19 protein-coding genes and 2 pseudogenes are annotated in these 16,908 nt (G+C 45.0%); 12 read left to right on the forward strand and 9 right to left on the reverse strand.

What is annotated here, in order from left to right; all coding sequences use genetic code 11:
- Positions 1–79 precede the first annotated feature (79 nt).
- On the forward strand, positions 80–1,414 hold the full coding sequence (celB, locus tag BTW01_RS14695) for a PTS cellobiose transporter subunit IIC (protein WP_162103746.1): 1,335 nt from the start codon (positions 80–82) through the stop codon (positions 1,412–1,414).
- A gap of 70 nt (positions 1,415–1,484) precedes the next feature.
- Positions 1,485–1,666: pseudogene (locus BTW01_RS18510) on the forward strand (DUF2711 family protein); the annotation flags it as partial.
- A 38-nt stretch (positions 1,667–1,704) separates the two neighbouring features.
- On the opposite strand, the gene glxA reads toward BTW01_RS18510, so the two are convergent.
- Entirely contained in the window at positions 1,705–2,085 is a 381-nt protein-coding gene (gene glxA / locus BTW01_RS14705; protein WP_162103747.1) for a glyoxalase GlxA, read from the reverse strand.
- A 122-nt stretch (positions 2,086–2,207) separates the two neighbouring features.
- Here glxA and BTW01_RS14710 point away from each other — a divergent pair, with 122 nt between their 5' ends.
- Positions 2,208–3,395, forward strand: a complete 1,188-nt coding sequence (locus BTW01_RS14710) for a class I SAM-dependent rRNA methyltransferase (protein ID WP_162103748.1) — start codon at positions 2,208–2,210, stop codon at positions 3,393–3,395.
- Positions 3,396–3,429: 34 nt separating this feature from the next.
- On the opposite strand, the gene BTW01_RS14715 is transcribed toward BTW01_RS14710, so the two are convergent.
- The 4 genes from BTW01_RS14715 to BTW01_RS14730 all read right to left on the reverse strand — a co-directional run bounded on the left by BTW01_RS14715 (position 3,430) and on the right by BTW01_RS14730 (position 6,012).
- On the reverse strand, positions 3,430–3,627 hold the full coding sequence (locus BTW01_RS14715; protein ID WP_162103749.1) for a YwbE family protein: 198 nt from the start codon (positions 3,625–3,627) through the stop codon (positions 3,430–3,432).
- A 33-nt stretch (positions 3,628–3,660) separates the two neighbouring features.
- Complete coding sequence (locus tag BTW01_RS14720) at positions 3,661–4,863, reverse strand: MFS transporter (RefSeq protein WP_162103750.1); 1,203 nt, start codon at positions 4,861–4,863, stop codon at positions 3,661–3,663.
- Positions 4,864–4,966: 103 nt separating this feature from the next.
- Positions 4,967–5,644, reverse strand: coding sequence for a CidB/LrgB family autolysis modulator (locus BTW01_RS14725; RefSeq protein WP_162103751.1), 678 nt, complete (start codon positions 5,642–5,644; stop codon positions 4,967–4,969).
- On the reverse strand, positions 5,626–6,012 hold the full coding sequence (locus BTW01_RS14730; RefSeq protein WP_162103752.1) for a CidA/LrgA family holin-like protein: 387 nt from the start codon (positions 6,010–6,012) through the stop codon (positions 5,626–5,628). Before BTW01_RS14730 ends, BTW01_RS14725 begins: the two co-directional genes overlap by 19 nt.
- Before the next feature lie 105 nt (positions 6,013–6,117).
- Here BTW01_RS14730 and cidR point away from each other — a divergent pair, with 105 nt between their 5' ends.
- From cidR to thiE, 3 genes are read left to right on the forward strand one after another with little or no spacing between them, the layout of a single operon-like run.
- A complete protein-coding gene (gene cidR / locus BTW01_RS14735; protein ID WP_162103753.1) occupies positions 6,118–7,023 on the forward strand; it encodes a cidABC operon transcriptional activator CidR in 906 nt (301 codons plus the stop codon).
- A 6-nt stretch (positions 7,024–7,029) separates the two neighbouring features.
- Positions 7,030–7,848 carry a hydroxyethylthiazole kinase gene (thiM, locus tag BTW01_RS14740; protein ID WP_162103754.1) on the forward strand — a complete coding sequence of 273 codons (819 nt, stop codon included), beginning with the start codon at positions 7,030–7,032 and terminating at the stop codon, positions 7,846–7,848.
- Positions 7,845–8,513 carry a thiamine phosphate synthase gene (thiE, locus tag BTW01_RS14745; protein ID WP_162103755.1) on the forward strand — a complete coding sequence of 223 codons (669 nt, stop codon included), beginning with the start codon at positions 7,845–7,847 and terminating at the stop codon, positions 8,511–8,513. The genes thiM and thiE overlap by 4 nt, the downstream gene beginning before the upstream one ends.
- A 161-nt stretch (positions 8,514–8,674) precedes the next feature.
- Here thiE and BTW01_RS14750 read toward each other — a convergent pair whose 3' ends face one another.
- Together BTW01_RS14750 and BTW01_RS14755 are read right to left on the reverse strand one after the other, a co-directional pair.
- Complete coding sequence (locus BTW01_RS14750) at positions 8,675–10,216, reverse strand: cation acetate symporter (RefSeq protein ID WP_162103756.1); 1,542 nt, start codon at positions 10,214–10,216, stop codon at positions 8,675–8,677.
- The gene (locus BTW01_RS14755; protein WP_162103757.1) at positions 10,213–10,521 is read right to left on the reverse strand and encodes a DUF485 domain-containing protein; all 309 of its coding nucleotides are present in this window, start codon (positions 10,519–10,521) and stop codon (positions 10,213–10,215) included. Before BTW01_RS14755 ends, BTW01_RS14750 begins: the two co-directional genes overlap by 4 nt.
- Positions 10,522–10,656: 135 nt before the next feature.
- Here BTW01_RS14755 and BTW01_RS14760 point away from each other — a divergent pair, with 135 nt between their 5' ends.
- Positions 10,657–10,848 (forward strand): hypothetical protein, encoded by a 192-nt coding sequence (locus BTW01_RS14760; protein ID WP_162103758.1) that lies wholly within the window; start codon positions 10,657–10,659, stop codon positions 10,846–10,848.
- A 66-nt stretch (positions 10,849–10,914) separates the two neighbouring features.
- On the opposite strand, the gene slrA is transcribed toward BTW01_RS14760, so the two are convergent.
- A complete protein-coding gene (slrA, locus tag BTW01_RS14765) occupies positions 10,915–11,073 on the reverse strand; it encodes a transcriptional regulator SlrA (protein WP_162103759.1) in 159 nt (52 codons plus the stop codon).
- A 373-nt stretch (positions 11,074–11,446) separates the two neighbouring features.
- Between slrA and BTW01_RS14770 the strand changes: the two are divergent.
- The 4 genes and pseudogenes from BTW01_RS14770 to galT form a co-directional block, all read left to right on the forward strand.
- Positions 11,447–11,912, forward strand: a pseudogene (locus BTW01_RS14770) (hypothetical protein); the annotation flags it as partial.
- Between the two features lie 17 nt (positions 11,913–11,929).
- On the forward strand, positions 11,930–12,313 hold the full coding sequence (locus tag BTW01_RS14775; RefSeq protein WP_162103985.1) for a GtrA family protein: 384 nt from the start codon (positions 11,930–11,932) through the stop codon (positions 12,311–12,313).
- A gap of 81 nt (positions 12,314–12,394) precedes the next feature.
- Positions 12,395–13,567 (forward strand): galactokinase, encoded by a 1,173-nt coding sequence (locus tag BTW01_RS14780; RefSeq protein ID WP_162103760.1) that lies wholly within the window; start codon positions 12,395–12,397, stop codon positions 13,565–13,567.
- A 3-nt stretch (positions 13,568–13,570) separates the two neighbouring features.
- Positions 13,571–15,118 carry a UDP-glucose--hexose-1-phosphate uridylyltransferase gene (galT, locus tag BTW01_RS14785; RefSeq protein ID WP_162103761.1) on the forward strand — a complete coding sequence of 516 codons (1,548 nt, stop codon included), beginning with the start codon at positions 13,571–13,573 and terminating at the stop codon, positions 15,116–15,118.
- A 63-nt stretch (positions 15,119–15,181) separates the two neighbouring features.
- On the opposite strand, the gene BTW01_RS14790 is transcribed toward galT, so the two are convergent.
- Complete coding sequence (locus tag BTW01_RS14790) at positions 15,182–15,427, reverse strand: GlsB/YeaQ/YmgE family stress response membrane protein (protein WP_162103762.1); 246 nt, start codon at positions 15,425–15,427, stop codon at positions 15,182–15,184.
- Between the two features lie 510 nt (positions 15,428–15,937).
- Here BTW01_RS14790 and qoxA point away from each other — a divergent pair.
- On the forward strand, positions 15,938–16,903 hold the full coding sequence (gene qoxA, locus BTW01_RS14795) for a cytochrome aa3 quinol oxidase subunit II (protein WP_162103986.1): 966 nt from the start codon (positions 15,938–15,940) through the stop codon (positions 16,901–16,903).
- The last annotated feature ends 5 nt before the right edge of the window (positions 16,904–16,908 follow it).

The following is a 16,908-nucleotide window of genomic DNA, read 5'->3' on the forward strand; positions in this document are numbered from 1 at the left end:
TATGTAAGCGTTTACAAAATAAGATAAAGAAAACATTGCGAAGGTTGTTCACAAAGCAATGAAAAAGGGGGCTATTCAGATGACCGCATTCACTCGGGTGATGGAAGAAAAAATAATGCCGGTCGCCGGGAAAATTGCCGGACAGCGGCATCTCAGCGCATTGCGTGACGGAATTATCCTAACCATGCCGCTGATTATTATCGGGTCTGTCTTTTTGATTTTAACGAGCCTGCCGATTCCGGGTTATGCAGATTTCATGGCGAGTGTGTTTGGGGAAGAGTGGGCGGATAAGCTCAGTTATCCCGTTAATGCTTCATTTGATATTATGGCGATGATCGCCGCTTTTGGCATCGCTTATCGTCTTGCGGAAAGCTATGGCGTTGATGCTCTTTCGGCTGGCGCGATATCAATTGCAGCATTTCTATTGGCAACACCGTTTGAGGTGCCGTTTACGCCGGATGGTTCAACCGAATCCACATTAGTCGGCGGCGGAATCCCAATTACACTGCTTGGCAGCAAAGGTTTATTTGTCGCTATGCTGATCGCTTTGTTTTCAACGGAAATGTACCGGTACATTATTCAAATAAATATCGTTTTCAAAATGCCAGACGGCGTGCCGCCGGCGGTAAGTAAATCATTTGTCGCGCTGATTCCCGGCTTTATCATTGTGTTTTTCGTATGGCTGGCACGTCTGTTGATTGAAATGACGCCATTTCAGAGCCTGCACAATGTCGTAGGAGATCTGCTTGGCACACCGCTTTCGATTCTTGGCGGCAGTCTCGGCGGAAGCCTGATCGCTGAATTTGTACAGATGCTGCTTTGGTCATGCGGGATTCACGGAGCTTCCATCATCGGCGGAATTATGGCGCCGATTTGGTATGGCGCGATGGATGCTAACCGTCTCGCGTTTCAGGCGGGTGAGGCACTGCCAAGTATTTTTACGACTCAATTTTTTCAAATCTGGATCAATGTCGGCGGAAGCGGAGCGACGCTTGCGCTTGTCCTGACTATGCTGGTACGCTCACGGAGCAAACAAATGAAGCAGCTTGGCCGCTTGGGGATTGGCCCTGCGCTATTTAATATTAACGAGCCGATCATTTTCGGCATGCCGCTTGTCATGAACCCGCTTCTTATCGTTCCGTTCATCATCGCACCGCTCCTTACAATAACCGCAACTTATATCGGCATGAGCACTGGACTGGTGGCTAGGCCGGCCGGCATCGCCGTGCCATGGACAATGCCGCCGCTCATATCAGGCTACCTGGCGACAGGCGGAAAAGTATCAGGCGCCGTTATGCAGCTGGTGAATCTGCTGATCACCTGCGTCCTCTACTATCCGTTTTTCAGAATATGGGACTATCAAAAATGGAAGGAAGAGAGTGCGGCTGAAGCAGGGGAGAAGAATGTTATGTGATCGAAAAAAAAATAAGGGGAAAAGGCAATCTGTTTCATGTAAGGGAAATATGTCCTCTAGCTGTTTTCCGAACATAACTGAGTCGAACTTGCAGACAGATTTGATATTGCTGTCACAGAGTTCATCTTGACTGATAAAAAGGACTTTGTGTTTATGGGTGTTAAAGGTGAAAACATCAATGAATTGATTCTGCGTATGGGCTGGGGAGCCATGATTTGCGATGAGTCAACGTATATGAGCTGGTATAGATGAAAAAAGAACGTACATCTCAGCATGTACGTTCTTTATTTTTAACGCTGAAAGAGCTCAATCCACTCACCATCAGGACCTTCGATATAAAAATAACGGTATCCGTTTGGAAGTGTTGTGATCTCTTTATCGATAAATTTCGCGTTCATTCTTTCCGCTTTTGTATATTCAGCCGCGATGTCATCCGTCAGCAGGGCGATGTGATGTACTTTTCCTTCGGCGGGAAGCTCGCTGCTGTAGCCTTGAATCAGTTCAATTTCTGTTTCCGGGCCGTCTTCAAAGCCGAGAAAAGCAAGCTCGATCACACCGTTCGTATGTGTGATGCGATCCTTCAATTTCATGCCGAGAACCTCTTCATAAAATGTGATGGACGCGTTCATATCTCTTACCATAATGCCTGTATGATCAATTCGTTTTGCCATGCTGTTCCTCCTCGTAACTCTTATTTGTCTATCGTAGAAAAACCTTTCCTTTCTGTCAATGCAGACATCTTGGCGTTTTGTGGTACGATAAGGGAAAGCAAACAGAAAGAGGACGAACAGATATGAAGCTACTCACCTTAAAGAAAGCACACGCTGCAAAAATCAAAAAAGGCTATCCGCTCATCGATAAGGAAGCTCTCGCAGGGAGTGCGGGACATGTGAAAGAAGGAGACCTCATTGATATCGTGTCAGAAAGCGGCGAGTTTCTCGCGCGAGGCTATTATGGTCTGCAAAACAAAGGGGTCGGCTGGACGCTCACCCGCAACAAAGATGAACAGATTGACCAAGCATTTTTTCTCGGCAAATTAACAAAAGCGGTTCAAGCGCGCGCCAAACTATTCACCGCCCAAGATACAACGGCTTTCCGCCTGTTCAATGGCGAAGGCGACGGCATCGGCGGCGTCACAATCGACTATTATGGCGGCTACCTGCTGGTTCAGTGGTACAGCAAAGGCATTTACACTTTTAAAGACATGCTGATTTCCGCTTTGGATGAACTGAATCTTGATTATAAAGCGGTTTACGAGAAAAAGCGCTTCGACACGGCTGGACAGTATGTTGAAGATGATGATTTCTTGAAAGGGACAAGAGGCGAATTCCCGCTCATTATTCAGGAAAACGGCATTCAATACGCGGTTGATCTAAATGAAGGCGCCATGACGGGTATCTTTTTGGATCAGAGACATGTGCGCAAGGCGATCAGAGACCGGTATGCTAAAGGAAAAACAGTGTTAAATACGTTTTCTTATACGGGTGCATTCTCCGTGGCAGCGGCGCTTGGCGGAGCGGAAAAAACAACAAGCGTGGACGTGGCAAACCGAAGCCTGGCCAAAACGATCGAGCAATTCAGCGTGAACAAGCTCGATTACGAGGCACACGATATTAAGGTAATGGACGTGTTTAACTATTTTTCATACGCGGCGAAAAAGAATCTCCGTTTTGATTTAATTATTCTCGACCCGCCTTCCTTTGCACGGACAAAAAAGCGCACCTTCAGCGCGGCCAAGGATTACAAAAACCTGTTAAAGGAAACGATCGCGATCACAGCTGACAAGGGCATCATCGTTGCTTCCACAAACAGCAGCGCCTTCGGCATGAAGAAATTCAAAGGCTTTATTGATGCTGCCTTTAAAGAAACAAATGAACGCTACACCATCATTGAGGAATTTACACTGCCAGAGGATTTCAAAACAACTTCGGCATTTCCGGAAGGCAACTATTTAAAAGTGGTCTTTCTCCAGAAAAAATAAAGCAAAAAGCTGCCCGTTTTAGGAGCAGCTTTTTTTATGTGGAAATGATTTTCTGGACGCGGCCGATGCGGCCGTCTTCAAGCCGGACTTTAATGCCGTGCGGATGAAAGCTTGATTTCGTCAAAATATCCTTCACTGTCCCTCTCGTCAGTTTTCCTGTTTTTTGATCTGCTTTCAATACAATATCAACCTGTACTCCTTTTGAAATGCTGTTTCGCTCTTGTCCGTTCATCGTGCACATCCTCTCTCTTTTTCATTATCGTCATTATGGTTTAAAAGTAACAGCTTGATGATGAAGAGTATGTTTGTTTTTTTCAGCCTTCATTAAATATAATGTCAGTCCAAAGCCTGCTATGCTCAGAATGCCAAAAAGCAAGTAAACTGCAAAGATTGACACGTAGTCAAAAATATATCCGCCTGCAAATGTGCAGAACCAGTTGCCGAATCCATTGCCGATAGCGGCGTACATGGTCAGCGCCGTCGCTTCCACGTGGCTTGGGGTAATTTTTTTCACATATTGAAGCGCCGCCGGGATAAATAAACCGATGGCGGCTCCTTGAAGAAAAACTGTCGCATAAATGATCCATAATGAAGGCGCAGTGAAATAGAGCACCCACCTGAATAATGAAATTCCGCCTGACAGCATAATGATGTTGAGCAGCCCCATTTTATCTATCAATGTTTGGGCAAATCGCATAAATGGAATTTCCGAAATCACGCCAATGAAAAATAAAACGCCGATAGCGGAAAGTGATGCGCCGCTTTCGTCCAGAAAAAGACTGAAATACGTATTGTTCGCTAAGTTTGGAGCAAATGTCGTAAAGGTGATGATCATAAAGATGAGGAACGTTTTGTTACTGATAAGCTCCCGGAATCCTTTGCGGATATTGGCCTTTGTTTTTGATTTCTGCTGGCCAGGCATTTGGGAGGCCAATATGGCGGCAACGCACAGAAAGACACAGGCAAAGATAAAGATCACGTGAAGGGGATACAGCTGATTTGTTACCTGCCCCATGACAAACACTGCGAGTCCGAAACCGAGAGAACCAAACAGGCGGATTCCGCCGTAGTTTCCGTTTGTTTCGTGTGTGTACCTTAGCGAAATGCTGTCCGATAACGGAATAATTGTGCTTTGAAAGGCTGCAAAACAGGCCGCTATCAAAATAAGCAGCGGAAAGCCGTCAAATGCAATATAGCCTAAACCAATGATACCCGTAATCGATGTGCAAACCGCAAGCAGGCTTTTTGTTTTTTGCGTATAATCGCTCAGCATGCCCCAAAATGGCTGAAAGAAAATCATCACAATCGGGCCGAGGGACATAATCAAACCAACCTGTGATCCGCTCAAATGCTGTTCTTTCGTTAAATACATACTGAGTAAAGGGATAATGCTGCCTGTGCCAAGAAACGCAAACAAATAAAATCCCTTTAACGCGGCGTAATGCCGTCTCACCTGCAAGTTGTGCATGGGGGTGCCTCCTTTAGTATCCACAAATACATTATATTGGAATTCTGCAGCTTTTCAATAAGGAGAAGCACATAAAAAAAACTGTCCTTGAAAAGGACAGTTTTTACATAAACGAAAGTAAAATCGGCGCCGCACAAAGCGTCATGATCGCAGCTAAGATCATCGACACACTGGAAATCGTGCCGGACACAGAGCTGAGTTCAAATGCTTTAGACGTTCCTGCTCCATGTGCGCTTGTGCCGAGCAGCACGCCCCGCGCAATTTCGTTATCGATGCGGAAATAGCGGATGACCATTGGGCCGATCATTGTGCCGAGCAAAGCGGTTAAAATGACAAACACTGCTGTTACGGCAGGCATACCGCCGATCATTTCAGATACGTTCATAGCAATCGGCGTTGTCACTGATCTTGGAACGAGGCTGTCAATTAAGCCTGTGCCAAGGTGAAGCCATTTTGCAATAAGAGCGGTTGAAATAATCGCGATGCATGAGCCGACGGCCACGTTCAAAATAATTTCCACTGCGTATTTCTTTAAAACAGGGAAATATTTATATAGCGGGATCGCGAATGCCACGGTGGCAGGCTGAAGCATATCGGTCAGAAAGCCGCCGCCAAGATTATATGACTCGTACGGAACATTCACTACCAGCAGCAGACCGACTAACACAGCAGGTGTCACCAATAGCGGCGATGTATAGACACGCGGAAAGCGTTGATATACCTTTTTAGCACCTACATATACCAAAACCGTTAAAAACAAACTTACAATTCCGATGAACACGTATGCTTATTCTCCTTTCTTTTTGCAATGATTTGTGTAAGCGTTCCTGTAGACACCATCACGACAAACGTACTGATGATGACAACAAGCAGAATGCTGACACCAAATTTCGACATAATGTCTCCGTATTCAATCACTCCGACGGCAGACGGGATAAAAAATAAAAGCAGCTCCCCGAGAAGCCACGCAGCGCCAAGCTCTACCCATTCAAGCTTGATGATCTTAAAGTGCAATAATGTGAAAAGGATCACAATCCCAATTATACTGCCGGGAATATTTATATGAAGAAGGGCTGTCACCCAATTAATCAGCCGAGCAAATATAAATAACAGAGCGATTTGAATAACGGTTAGCAACAGTTTTTTCATATTGATGCCTCCCTTATATTCATATTGTACATAATGTCTCGCTATAGGTAAAATATATATAAAGAATAATAAGTATTCCTTTTGTCTATAGAAAGGGTGAAGTACATGGATATCCGCCATTTAACATATTTTTTGGAAGTCGCCCGTTTAAAAAGCTTTACGAAGGCTTCCCAATCCCTTTATGTATCTCAGCCGACGATATCAAAAATGATCAAAAATTTAGAAGAAGAGCTTGGGATCGAACTGTTTTACCGAAACGGCAGACAGGTGGAACTGACTGACGCCGGCCAAAGTATGTATGTACAGGCGCAGGAAATTATTAAATCATTTCAAAACCTGACATCAGAACTAAATGATATTATGGAGGTCAAGAAAGGACACGTTCGGATTGGACTGCCGCCGATGATCGGGTCGGGATTTTTCCCGCGAGTGCTCGGCAATTTCCGCGAAAATTATCCGAATATCACTTTTCAGCTGGTCGAAGACGGTTCTATAAAAGTTCAAGAAGGCGTCGGGGACGGCTCTCTTGATATCGGTGTTGTCGTTCTTCCCGCAAACGAAGATATCTTTCATTCGTTTACAATCGTAAAAGAAACCTTAATGCTTGTCGTTCACCCTTCCCACCGGCTGGCTGACGAAAAAGAGTGCCGGCTCTGGGAGCTGAAGGACGAGCCCTTTATTTTCTTCAGGGAGGATTTTGTCCTGCACAATCGAATTATGACGGAATGTATCAAGGCTGGGTTCCGGCCTCATATCATTTATGAAACCTCGCAATGGGATTTTATCAGTGAGATGGTGTCAGCCAACCTTGGAATCGGGCTTTTACCGGAACGAATCTGCCGCGGGCTTGACCCGGAAAAAGTGAAGATCATTCCGCTTATTGATCCAGTCATTCCTTGGCACCTGGCCATTATATGGAGAAAGGACCGCTACTTGCCCTTTGCGGCCAGAGCTTGGCTCGACCATACGAAATCGTATTTATGGGACTCGAAAAAAGAGAGTGAAGGATGATGAAAAATGGATGCACAATCAGCAGCAAAATGTCTTACTGCTGTCCGTCAGCACTGCCCTCTGGTACACAGCATAACCAATAATGTTGTAACGAATTTTACAGCGAACGGCCTGCTCGCCCTCGGCGCATCACCTGTCATGGCATACGCAAAAGAAGAGGTTGCCGATATGGCAAAGATGGCGGGTGCACTCGTTTTAAATATTGGAACGCTGAGCAAGGAATCAGTCGAAGCCATGGTCATTGCGGGAAAATCAGCCAATGATTATGGCGTCCCCGTCATACTAGATCCTGTCGGCGCTGGAGCCACACCGTTCCGTACCGAATCGGCGCGTGACATCATTCGTGAGGTGCGCCTCTCTGCGATCAGAGGAAATGCTGCTGAAATTGCCCATACCGTCGGCGTGACCGATTGGCTGATTAAAGGTGTTGACGCGGGGGAAGGCGGAGGGGACAGCATCCGGCTGGCCCAGCAGGCGGCACAAAAACTAAATACAGTCATTGCGATTACTGGCGAAGCGGATGTGGTAGCCGATACGTCGAGTGTATATACCCTTCGTAATGGCCACAAACTGCTGACGAAAGTGACGGGTGCCGGCTGCCTGCTGACGTCTGTTGTCGGTGCATTTTGCGCTGTGGAAGAAAATTCATTGTCTGCGGTTCTCGCTGCTATTTCTTCTTATGGAGTTGCAGCTCAGCTTGCCGCGCAGGAGACAGCTAATAAAGGGCCGGGAAGCTTTCAGATTGAATTGCTGAACAAGCTTTCATCTGTTACTGAACAAGATGTCCAAGAACTGGCGAGAATAGAAAGGGTGACTGTCTCATGACACGTATTTCTCGGGAAATGATAAAAGAGTTATTGTCTGTTTACTTCATTATGGGATCAAACAATACAAAAGCCGCTCCGGTTACCGTCATACAAAAAGCATTAAAAGGCGGCGCCACTTTGTACCAATTTCGTGAAAAGGGCAGGGACGCGCTGACAGGAGAGGCGCGGATTGAATTCGCTAAAAATGTGCAGGAAGCCTGCCGTGAAGCCGGTGTTCCGTTTATTGTCAATGATGATGTAGAGCTTGCACTGAAACTGAAGGCTGACGGTATCCATATCGGGCAGGAAGATGCAAACGCAACAGAAGTAAGAAATGCGATAGGTGATATGATTCTTGGTGTTTCCGCCCATACAATGTCTGAGGTAAAGAAAGCTGAAGAGGATGGGGCCGATTATGTTGGACTCGGGCCAATCTATCCGACAGAAACGAAAAAGGATACGAGAGCCGTACAGGGGGTATCTCTTATCGAAGCAGTTCGCCGCCAAGGTATTGGAATACCGATTGTCGGCATCGGCGGCATCACAATCGACAATGCCGCTCCTGTTATCCAAGCTGGGGCTGACGGTGTCAGTATGATCAGCGCCATCAGCCAGGCGAAGGATCCAGAAGGCGCCGCACGCACGTTTCGCGAAAACATTCAAACATTTAAAGCGGGAAGATAAATGTCAGAGATTGCAAATGTGCTATAAAAGGAATTTTGGAACAGCATGAACAACAAATTCAAAGACGCGACTTCCTCAAATGAGGAGCGTTGGCGGGGGCGGCCGTTGAGATGGGCTTAGACGGTCTGTCTCAACGCCGCCGCCCACATCCTGCTCTCATTTTACTCCTGCTCCATATGAATACCCGTATGCGCCTTCACCTGTATTTCCGCAAACGTCTCTTCATCAACCATTTTATGTGGCGACAGCACTGTTCCGAGCCACGCGCCGAGGAAGCCTAGCGGGATAGAAATAATGCCCGGATTAGAAAGCGGGATAAGCGGGTCTCCGGTAAAAATGGCACCTCCGGACGGATCCCACACACTAGGACTCATCGACACAAGCACAAGCGCGCTGATCAGGCCTGTCAGGCTGCCACACAAAGCGCCTGAGGCATTGAATCTCTTCCAGAAGACCGTAAACACAATCAGCGGGAGATTAGCGCTTGCCGCTACCGCAAATGCAAGTGCGACAAGGAATGCCACATTTAATGATTGTGCAAAAATCGCGAGGAGAATCGAGAGCACTGACACGGTGACAGAAGCCCATCTGGCCGCTTTCATCTGTTCTTTTTCAGTTGCTTCTCCCTTTCTGATGATCTGGCTGTAAATATCATGAGCAAATGCTGAGGCCGCCGACAGCACCAATCCTGTCACGACCGCTAAAATGGTGGCAAAAGCGATGGCTGACACGAATGCGAACAGAAAATCTCCCCCGAGCGCTTTTGCCAAAAGAGGCGCCGCCATATTTCCCGCTTGATCTGCCGCCGTAATCGCTTCATAACCGACAAAAGCAGCGGCGCCGAAGCCGAGAAACACCGTCATAATGTAAAATACACCGATAATCCATGTCGCTGATACAACAGATGTCCGGGCGGTCTTGGCATCCTTAACGGTATAAAACCGGATCAAAATATGCGGAAGGCCGGCGGTTCCCAGCACGAGTGCTAAGTTTAATGACAGGGTCTCAAGCGGCACCTTGTATTTATTTCCGGGGTTTAAGAAATCAGCGCCAAGCGGAGTTGCCGTTTTCATCTGCTCAAACATGGTATTAAGGCTAAAGCCAAATTTTGAAAACACGATGATTGAAATGACGAGTGTGCCGGCCATCAGTAAAACAGCTTTAATTATTTGAACCCAGCTTGTCGCAATCATGCCGCCGAACACGACATAAATGGTCATTAGCACTCCGACAATGAGGACGGCCACGGTATAATCCAATCCAAGCAGCAGCTTGATCAGCGCACCCGCTCCCACAAGCTGGGCGATCATATAAAAAGTGGAGATGGCAATGGTATTGAGAGCTGCGACACCGCGGATTTTCTTTTCTTTAAAACGAGCAGCGATCATGTCCGCCATGGTGTACTTCCCAAGATTCCGCAGCGGTTCCGCCACGATATATAAGACAACGAGGTAAGCCACCAAAAAACCAATGCTGTAAAAGAACCCATCAAACCCATATAACGCAATCATTCCGGCAATCCCGAGAAAAGAGGCAGCGGACATGTAGTCGCCGGCAATTGCCAGTCCATTCTGAACACCGGTGAGCCCGCCGCCTGCTGTATAAAACTCACTCGTCGTTTTCGTCTGTTTCGCGGCAAAATACGTGATAATAAGCGTCAGAGCGACAATCGCTAAAAATAAAAGAAAAGCCGTCATATTCATGTTTGCTCACCCTTCAGACTTGATTTTAAAGCGCTTACATAACGATCGAAATGAGCTGCTCTTCGGGAATATACCGTACTCAGGATCCAGGTCATCGCGAATTGGGTGATGGCAAACAGCCAAGCCCATGAAACAGCTCCGATGGCCGGAGCATTCAAAAAGGTAAAATAAGACGTCAAAACAGGAAGTGAAAAATAAAAAACAAAAAAGAAAATCGCAGAAGGAACAATAAAAGCGCGTTTCTGCTTTAAAAAAGCTTGAAAAGCCGGTGTTGCAGCAATCTGTTTGTAATCAGTTTTGTTCATGGCTATCCTCCCTTACATTCGCTAAAAGTAAGTAAAAAGGTACACCAATAGGTATGTACTGAAAGTCTGGTTTATGCGTTGATAATGAGTATCTGGAGAATGATAAAGGAAGTCGTAAGCTAGGAATGCGAGTGTATGAAGACAGACGAAGGTTTTCCAACTCGGCCGCATATAAACGTAGCTGCTATCAAAACCTCACCGAATGCAGCTTGTTCTCAGCGAAGCTGCTGTTTGCCAGAGCCCGGTTATACATCACCGGCTGTCTGTCGTAGAGGAGCTGACACACCGTTCTCTAAGCCCGGCGGCGCAGCATTCGCTTTCGAATAGAGGATATGGTGAAAACTCAGATCAGATGATAGAAAAGCCAGAGGTGATAGATCCGCCTGTTCGGAGTTAGTCTTGGCGGACGGTTTTTTTAGGATAATTTTTTATTGATGCTGTCTCAGATTCCAAAAACTGTCTCACATCATGAATGCCTAACCCAATGGATCTAGCTTCTTGCATTAACATATGCCAATCTTTGTCCAATTCTTTTTTAATATGAGTTTTCATAGTAACCTCCAATTGTATAAAATGTTCTCCTGCAACATGCGGGCATATTGATAAGCCGGCGCGATGATGAGGCGAGTACAACAAATTTCACACATAGTTGCTCGGTATTCACAAACTGAAGGAAAAACCACCTACCTATTCCCTAAAAAATTGACTAATATAACCAATGAATCTTATTTATAATAATAAACAATTAAATACTGACTGGATAGTATGTAAATGAAAATAAATCAATTAGCCTATTAAAAATGACCTCGGCGAAACCGATTAGCATAGCCGTTTAAAGAAATAAATACCGCTAAAGATTGATCCGGTGTAAGATAAGGATAATCATACTGTCTGGAGAAAATATGAAAAAAACTTTCAAATGTAAAGGGAAGCAACATTTGAAAGTTTTTTAGATGCTGGCCTGAGTTTGTTGATTAACCGAGCGTATGATCCGGTTTCTGTAGAGGATATCAGCAGAGCTGCTTTATTCCTATTACATCAATAAGCCGTTTTGGGACATTACGTCTTTTGCTATGAATATGCCGACATATAAAGTCCTTTAGACGTGCAAGGCCTATGTCCGGCTGTACGAATTGTGGGTGGAAGAAAATGCGTTATATATGAAGTGGCTGAAGGAGAGAAAGCTGATTGACTCCTGTATTGAACCGGGATATACGGCTAAAATAATATGTGCAGTGCTCGACGGAATCATCAAGCGATCATACGTATTGGGCAAGCCCGCCGCCTTTCGCAGTTTTTCAGACGCACTTTCTGTCTTCATTACGCCTGAAAGAGAGCACACGAGCCCGAAAATGTTGAAAAGTTTTTCAGAAAGCGAGGAACATCAGTGAAGTATAGAGAAATGATTATGTATATCATTATGGGGGTTTTCACTACCATTGTGAATATCGCCAGCTTTTATATTTTTGCAGAGGTCATAGATATGGATTACAAAGCCGCTACTGTTGTCGCTTGGATCTTGTCCGTGCTGTTTGCATACATTACAAATAAATTATATGTGTTTCAGCAAAAAACACATGACCTGCAGAGCCTGTTGAAAGAAATCACTGCTTTTTTCAGTGTTCGCGTCCTGTCTCTCGGTATAGATTTAGGCATGATGATCATTCTTGTCAGCCTGTTCAACACAAATGAAACCTTGGCAAAAATACTCGACAACGCGGTCATTGTTGTCGTGAACTATGTGGCAAGTAAATGGATTGTCTTTAAAAAGACAAAAGAAGAAGGGGTATGAGAGGGTCATCAGTATAAAAGACCGTTTTCCCTGAAGAAATAGGGGGAAATAATAAATAAAAACCATGAAAGGTGATTGTGCATGCAGGCAGAGCTAGAGGGGATATTTTCCAGTGTATTCGGAGAAAAAGAGGGGTTGCGGTTTTTTTTCGCACCTGGAAGAGTGAATCTGATTGGCGAACATACAGACTATAACGGCGGGCATGTGTTTCCATGCGCGCTTACAATAGGTACATATGCTGCTGTTGCAGAGAGAAACGACAGGATGGTCAGGATGTATTCAGACAACTTTAAGGCCGCAAGTATCAAGGAATGCAGCCTTGATGACATCCGCTATCAAAAAGAAGACGACTGGGCGAATTATCCGAAAGGCGTCATTTATGAATTTCAGCAAAGAGGCTACTCCATCCCCCGCGGCTTTGACATTGTATTTTCAGGGAATATTCCAAATGGGGCGGGACTTTCATCTTCCGCTTCTATTGAGCTGCTGATGGGAGTCGTGCTCCAAAGCCTTTTTCATTCTGAAGTGGGTACGCTGGAGCTTGTCAAAATGGCGCAGCATGCGGAAAATTCATTCATCGGTGTCAATTGCGGGATTATGGACCAATTCGCAATCGGAATGGGGAAAAAACATCATGCGATACTTCTGAATTGCGACACACTCGACTATGAATATAGCAAACTCGATGTCTCTGATCTCACGATGGTCATCGCAAACACCAACAAAAAAAGGACATTGGCAGACTCGAGCTATAATAAGAGACGCAAAGAATGCAGCGACGCCTTGCTTGATCTGCAAAAAGCACTTGATATTGCCTCATTGGGCGACATCAAGCCCGCTGATTTCTTCGCCCATTCCAGCCTGATTCAAAATGAAACGAACAGGCGCCGTGCAAAGCACGCCGTATATGAAAATCAACGTGCCATCAAGACAGCCCGTATGTTCAGAGAAAACAATATAGACGAAATTGGGCGGTTAATGAAGGAATCCCACCTTTCATTAAAGGAGGATTATGAAGTGACCTGCCCAGAGCTTGATGAGCTTGTGTTTGCGGCATGGGGACATGAAGGCGCAATTGGATCAAGAATGACGGGAGCGGGCTTCGGCGGCTGCACCATCAGCATTGTAAAGGATGCGTTTGTGGATGATTTTATCCAGCAGGTTGGAGATAGATATCAAGAAAAAACAGGACTCAAAGCGGATTTTTATGTCGCTGATATCGGAGAGGGAGCGAGAGAACTGAAGGGGGAATGACATATGAGCATCGTTGAACATCTGGAACAGCTGTTGGAATATGGGCTGGAACGAAAACTGATTTCGATCTGGGATCAGGCATATACGAGAAACCGTCTTTATGAAGCATTGGACATTAAACCTCCCGCGCCGGTCTCTCGCACATCGATCAAACAGGCGCAACGCCTGCCGGATTTGCTTGCTCCTATTTACAAATGGGCTGTGGAAACCGGGAGAATGGAAGCGGATACAGATACATACCGCGACCTGCTCAGCGCAAAGCTGATGGGATGTTTTGTGCCTGCGCCATCTGAGGTCATCCGCAAATTTGAAGAGACAAAAGCATTATACGGGCCAAAACAGGCGACAAAGGAATTTTATCAATATTCAGAGGATATCTATTATATCCGGTCTGACAGGATCGCCAAAAACGTTCATTGGACGGTGTCGACCGAATATGGTGAGCTGGAAATGACTATTAATCTGTCAAAACCTGAAAAGGACCCTAAAGCGATTGCCGCTGCAAAAGAGCAGAAGCAGGTAAATTATCCACTGTGTTTGCTGTGTAAAGAAAATGTCGGGTATGAGGGAAGCGTGGATCACCCAGCTCGGCAAAACCACAGAATCATTCCGGTCATCCTTAAAGGCGAACAATGGTACTTGCAGTTCTCGCCATATGTTTATTATCAGGAGCATTGCATCGTCTTAAAGGGTGAGCATGAACCGATGGAGATCAGCAGAAAAACATTTGAAAGGCTGCTGTCATTTCTCAGGCAATATCCGCATTACTTTATCGGTTCGAATGCGGATTTGCCGATTGTCGGCGGCAGCATCCTAAGCCATGACCATTTCCAAGGCGGGGCGCACGATTTTCCGATGGCGCGTGCACAAGCAGAAGACGTTTATGAATTAAATGATTATCCCGGCGTGACGCTGGGCTTAGTGAAGTGGCCGATGTCCGTGCTCAGACTCCAAGGAAACAATCCGGATTGTATCGCCGAAGCTGCTGATCATATATTCCGCACATGGAAAACGTATTCCGATGAAAAAGCAGGCATCGCCTCATCTACAGGCGATACGCCCCATAATACGGTCACACCGATTGCGCGGCGCAGGGGAGACTTGTACGAGCTCGATATCGTGCTGAGAAACAACCGGACGGATGAGGAGCATCCATTAGGAATATTTCATCCTCATCAGGAAGTCCACCATATTAAAAAGGAAAATATCGGCCTGATTGAAGTCATGGGATTGGCAATATTGCCGGGGCGTTTACAGGAAGAAATGAAAGAAACGGCAGCGGCGCTCTGCTCTGCTGATCCGAAAACAGCTTTAGAGCAAAACCCGCTCACAGCAAAGCATAAGGAATGGGCTCTTCAGTTGAGGGGAAAAAGAACAATAACAAAAGAGAATGCGGATCTTGTCGTAAAGGAAGAGCTTGGACACGTATTCACGCGCATTCTTGAACACGCAGGTGTATTTAAACAGACACCGGAGGGCAAACAGGCCTTCAAAAGGTTTATCAATCATTTAGGCGTCAAACGAGTCAAAAGCCTCAGCCATGAAAGCTGAGGCTTTTCTGGTTTTCTCGCAAAACAAATGCCCAAAGCGCTGACACTTTGGGCATCGTTATTTTTAGCCTTTTCTTCTGGTTAATAGACTTACTAGAAATACAACAATTGCTGCGCCGATTACCGCAGGAATGATCGCAAATCCTCCTAGATGCGGCCCCCATGTTCCAAGAAGCCCATGTCCAATCCAGGCACCAATAAGGCCTGCGATCATAGACCCAATAATTCCTCCGGGCATATCTCCTTTCACAAACAGGCTGCCAAGCCAACCGATAATAATAGCGACAATAAGAGAAATAATGAAACTCATCATATAACACATCCTATTTCGATTTATTTGTTTATATCATTCCACTGTTTGATATTTGATAAACATTTGAATGCTTTCATAAAAAATGGAAACAATTCAGAGCATATCGACGCTTTACTAAGCCTTTTTTTTCAAAAATGGTTGCGTTAAAATGGTAACTGTGTGAAATGGTACTAGACAAGGAAAAATCATTTCTATCTAAAAAGTTTAACAAAATGAAACTTTTGATTGACCTAGGTTTTTTATTATGGTAAACCTTTACTTGTCAGAAATAATTCTTCACTATCTTTCTTTACTTATATGCGGAAATATCTAAAAACTTTTCATCTTAAGCGATAGATGTGAATAAAGTTGGAGCATTTTTTGTCGATTTTATGACATTTAAGCGAAAAAGGGATGAAGTTTAGAAAAAAATAAAGCTAATATGTGAACTTTTTGATAGCATAACAAAGTAAAGAAAAGATTTTGAGGAAGTTGCACTTCAGATTTATTACACCAATAGGAAGGATGGTGATCTTCTTGTTCAGAGCATTAAAACCGTTGCTTGTATTAGCGCTGTTAACTGTGGTTTTCGTCCTTGGGGGATGCAGCAATGCTTCAGTATTAGATCCAAAAGGACCTGTAGCTGAACAGCAAAGTGATTTAATCCTGTTATCTATCGGATTTATGCTGTTTATTGTCGGGGTTGTCTTTGTTCTATTTACCATTATCTTAGTAAAATACCGCGACCGTAAAGGCAAAGATAATGGATCTTATAACCCAAAAATTCATGGTAACACGTTCTTAGAAGTAGTCTGGACAGTGATCCCAATTTTAATCGTCATTGCACTTTCTGTGCCAACCGTACAGACGATATATTCATTAGAAAAAGCTCCTGAAGCAACAAAGGACAAAGAGCCTCTTGTTGTTTATGCTACTTCGGTAGACTGGAAATGGGTATTTAGCTACCCGGAACAAGATATTGAAACGGTCAACTACTTAAACATTCCTGTCGACCGCCCGATCTTGTTCAAAATTGCATCTGCAGATTCTATGGCTTCGCTATGGATTCCTCAGCTTGGAGGACAAAAATACGCGATGGCAGGCATGCTGATGGATCAATACTTACAGGCCGATAAAGTGGGAACTTACGAAGGCCGCAACGCGAACTTCACAGGTGAACATTTTGCAGACCAAGAGTTTGATGTAAATGCAGTCACGCAAAAAGACTTTAACAGCTGGGTGAAAAAGACTCAGAAAGAGTCTCCTAAGCTGACAAAAGAGAAGTATGATGAATTGATGCTTCCTGAAAATGTGGACGAATTAACGTTCTCTTCCACTCACTTAAAATACGTTGATCACGGACAAGATGCTGAGTACGCGATGGAAGCGCGCAAACGCCTAGGCTATCAAGCTGTTTCTCCGCACTCTAAAACAGATCCGTTTGAAAACGTAAAGAAAAATGAATTTAAGAAGTCTGATGATACAGAAGAATGATATTT

The sequence above is a fragment of the Bacillus sp. SKDU12 genome, from assembly GCF_010093085.1.
Taxonomy (GTDB): Bacteria; Bacillota; Bacilli; order Bacillales; family Bacillaceae; genus Bacillus; species Bacillus mexicanus.

What these genes read in the sequence shown, in the direction of transcription:
- cidR (WP_162103753.1), top strand. Translation starts at nt 6,118, where the DNA reads ATGGATATCCGCCATTTAACATATTTTTTGGAAGTCGCCCGTTTAAAA.
- galT (WP_162103761.1), top strand. Translation starts at nt 13,571, where the DNA reads ATGAGCATCGTTGAACATCTGGAACAGCTGTTGGAATATGGGCTGGAA.
- thiE (WP_162103755.1), top strand. Translation starts at nt 7,845, where the DNA reads ATGACACGTATTTCTCGGGAAATGATAAAAGAGTTATTGTCTGTTTAC.
- BTW01_RS14720 (WP_162103750.1), bottom strand. Translation starts at nt 4,863, where the DNA reads ATGCACAACTTGCAGGTGAGACGGCATTACGCCGCGTTAAAGGGATTT.
- BTW01_RS14790 (WP_162103762.1), bottom strand. Translation starts at nt 15,427, where the DNA reads ATGAGTTTCATTATTTCTCTTATTGTCGCTATTATTATCGGTTGGCTT.
- BTW01_RS14715 (WP_162103749.1), bottom strand. Translation starts at nt 3,627, where the DNA reads ATGAACGGACAAGAGCGAAACAGCATTTCAAAAGGAGTACAGGTTGAT.
- BTW01_RS14760 (WP_162103758.1), top strand. Translation starts at nt 10,657, where the DNA reads ATGAAGACAGACGAAGGTTTTCCAACTCGGCCGCATATAAACGTAGCT.
- BTW01_RS14710 (WP_162103748.1), top strand. Translation starts at nt 2,208, where the DNA reads ATGAAGCTACTCACCTTAAAGAAAGCACACGCTGCAAAAATCAAAAAA.
- BTW01_RS14775 (WP_162103985.1), top strand. Translation starts at nt 11,930, where the DNA reads ATGTATATCATTATGGGGGTTTTCACTACCATTGTGAATATCGCCAGC.
- BTW01_RS14780 (WP_162103760.1), top strand. Translation starts at nt 12,395, where the DNA reads ATGCAGGCAGAGCTAGAGGGGATATTTTCCAGTGTATTCGGAGAAAAA.
- BTW01_RS14730 (WP_162103752.1), bottom strand. Translation starts at nt 6,012, where the DNA reads ATGAAAAAACTGTTGCTAACCGTTATTCAAATCGCTCTGTTATTTATA.
- slrA (WP_162103759.1), bottom strand. Translation starts at nt 11,073, where the DNA reads ATGAAAACTCATATTAAAAAAGAATTGGACAAAGATTGGCATATGTTA.
- BTW01_RS14750 (WP_162103756.1), bottom strand. Translation starts at nt 10,216, where the DNA reads ATGAATATGACGGCTTTTCTTTTATTTTTAGCGATTGTCGCTCTGACG.
- BTW01_RS14755 (WP_162103757.1), bottom strand. Translation starts at nt 10,521, where the DNA reads ATGAACAAAACTGATTACAAACAGATTGCTGCAACACCGGCTTTTCAA.
- thiM (WP_162103754.1), top strand. Translation starts at nt 7,030, where the DNA reads ATGGATGCACAATCAGCAGCAAAATGTCTTACTGCTGTCCGTCAGCAC.
- celB (WP_162103746.1), top strand. Translation starts at nt 80, where the DNA reads ATGACCGCATTCACTCGGGTGATGGAAGAAAAAATAATGCCGGTCGCC.
- glxA (WP_162103747.1), bottom strand. Translation starts at nt 2,085, where the DNA reads ATGGCAAAACGAATTGATCATACAGGCATTATGGTAAGAGATATGAAC.